General features: G+C 48.8%; 2 protein-coding genes. Both read left to right on the top strand.

The window, feature by feature from the left end; all coding sequences use genetic code 11:
* Nucleotides 1-118: 118 nt before the first annotated feature.
* The gene (gene proC, locus IJ369_RS08210) at nt 119-931 is read left to right on the top strand and encodes a pyrroline-5-carboxylate reductase (protein WP_290718001.1); all 813 of its coding nucleotides are present in this window, start codon (nt 119-121) and stop codon (nt 929-931) included.
* A gap of 23 nt (nt 932-954) precedes the next feature.
* The gene (locus IJ369_RS08205; RefSeq protein ID WP_290717999.1) at nt 955-2,337 is read left to right on the top strand and encodes a hypothetical protein; all 1,383 of its coding nucleotides are present in this window, start codon (nt 955-957) and stop codon (nt 2,335-2,337) included.
* Nucleotides 2,338-2,555 lie beyond the last annotated feature (218 nt).

The following is a 2,555-nucleotide window of genomic DNA, read 5'->3' as shown; positions in this document are numbered from 1 at the left end:
ATAAGATTTCCACGATTGACAGCAGTGCGGTAATTGTAGTACCGTTAAATCAGGAAATCGAGAAATCACAAAAGTCGGTTTTCACCGACCTTTTCTTTTTTATAAGGAGGGAAATCCTATGAAATTTGGCTTTATCGGCGCAGGCAATATGGCAGGCGCCATCGTAAAAGGCATGACCATCGGCACAAAAAGTTATAACGGCAAGGATATCACCATCACCAGCAAAACTGTGACTTCCGCCCAAAAACTGGCGGACGAATGCGGCGCAGTGGCTGTTCCCACGGCGGCGGAAGTGGTGGCGGAAAGCGATGTCCTTGTTCTGGCGGTGAAACCCCATGTACTGGCAAGTGTCGTGCCTGCATTGGAACAAGAAATGGAACAGAAGAAACCTCTGGTCGTTTCCATCGCAGCGGGCAAAACACTGGAATACCTGGCAGAACTGCTCCCCGCGGAAACACCCATCGTCCGTGTGATGCCCAATATCAATGCAAAAATCGGCGCGGCCACCAGCGGCATGTGCGTCAACGAATATGTAACGGAAGAACAGAAAGAAATCGTCAAAGGTATGTTTGAGACCATCGGCGCGGTCATCGAGGTGGAAGAAAACCACTTTGGCATCTTCACCGTTCTGGCGGGCTCTGCTCCTGCTTTCGCTTATCTGTATATGGATGCCCTGGCGCGTGCGGCGGTAAAAGCGGGCATGCCCAAAAAACAGGCACTGGAAATTGCGGCGGCAACAGTGGAAGGCTCTGCGAAAATGATTCTGGCAAGCGGCGAACATCCTATGGCGCTGGTGGATCAGGTATGCTCCCCCGGCGGCACTACCATCGAAGGCGTGGCATCTCTGCAGGCCAACGGCTTTGAAGCCACTCTGACAAAAGCCTTCGATGCTGTTCTGGAAAAGGACAACAAAATTGCAGGAAAAAAATAAGATAGAAAACGGAGGTGTTAGACATGAAAAAACTAATTTCTATGGTACTCAGCACCTTATTCCTTTTGACTCCAACCACCGCTTTCGCCAATTCCGCCCAGACCTATTTCCGAGGGATTGCTCCATCCGGCGCAATGATTACCGGCGAACAATCCCCCATCATCGTGCAGCATGAACAGCTGACCTTTGATATTCAGGAATTTCCGCTGGATTATTACAGAGAGGAAGGGGCATATCTGGCTTACAGCGGCAAGGTCACGGCTGAGTATACTTTCCATAACCCTGCCGATTATGATGTGACGGCGAAGCTGGCCTTCCCCTTCGGGCAGACCCCTGATTACGGCTATTCCTTCCATCCTCATACGGATAAACAGGTTTTTGCGGCGGATGCGAAAAAATATGATGTTCTGGTGGACGGCAAGCCTGTGGAAAGCACCGTGCGCCACACCCTTTTTTACCGCGGGGATGAATTTGAACTGGAAAAAGACCTGCCCAATCTTCATGATGGCTATATGGAAGACCCCTTCTGGAACTTCGATACTCCTGTGACAAAATACACATGGGAAATCAGCGGCATTGCCGAGGAATTTGATGCGGCGCGCCTTGGCTTCTGGTGGGACGGCGACGCAACGGAACGAAAACTGATGCTGATGAATCAGTCTGGCGGCAATAATTCTGAGGATAAAATCGCCGTGACCCGCTGGGTGGAAAACGGCGACACTATCGAAGTCTATGTATTTGGTAAGCCTTTGGAGGGGGAGCTGGAATGGTTCTCGGAAAACGGCGCAGAGGATACGCCTTTCGACTATGAACTGACCCTTGTTGGCGAAGAAACTGCCACTTATGAAGAATTCGTTTTTGCAGACTGGGAGGATAACTCCACGGTTCTCCGCCATGACTGGTATAATGCCGTGACCCAGAATCTGAAAAAATGCGAATGGGACTTTGGCATTCTTGGCAGTTTCGAATATACGGGACGTTTTCCTGTAGAAAATCTCCTGCGGTGGTACGAATATGAGATCACCGTCCCTGCCGGCGGCACCATCGTCAATACGGTGACAGCCCCCATGTATCCCGATGCCAATGTACGGTATGAGCCACCGATCTATACTTACCATTATTTGCTTTCCCCTGCGAAGACATGGGCAGAATTCGGCACGCTGGATATTGTGGTGCATACGCCTAATCATATGCTTGAAACGAACCTGCAGAGTTTTGAAAAAAACGAGAATGGCTATCAGTCATCCTATGATGGTCTGCCCGATGGGGAATTGACCTTTACCCTGTCGGAAGATGCTTCCCCGAAAGTTCCTAACAGTGGATTGCCTTTTTGGAGTTATTTTGTCATTTGTTTTGCCGCTTACGAAGTCGTAACACGGGTGAAAAAACGGAAAAAAGAAAAATAAAAAGAGTCCTTTTGGACTCTTTTTTTAATATTGTTTTAAATTAGAAGAACAGATGGAATGTGTTGAATTTCCATGCACCGTCTTCGTTCCACAGAACGAACAGGAATTCCTGTGTTGTGTAGTTTTCGGGGTCTTCAGGGGTTGTGTAGAAATAATCGTCTTCATAAGCTGTGCCGCTGTTTGTGTAGTAAGCAGTTGCCTTGAAGCCCATTTCATCT

Origin of the sequence: Anaerotignum sp. (assembly GCF_017483025.1) — a bacterium.
GTDB lineage: Bacteria > Bacillota > Clostridia > Lachnospirales > Anaerotignaceae > Anaerotignum_A.
The sequence above is the reverse complement of the archived record's forward strand: the minus strand, read 5'-3'. Positions and strand labels throughout refer to the sequence as shown.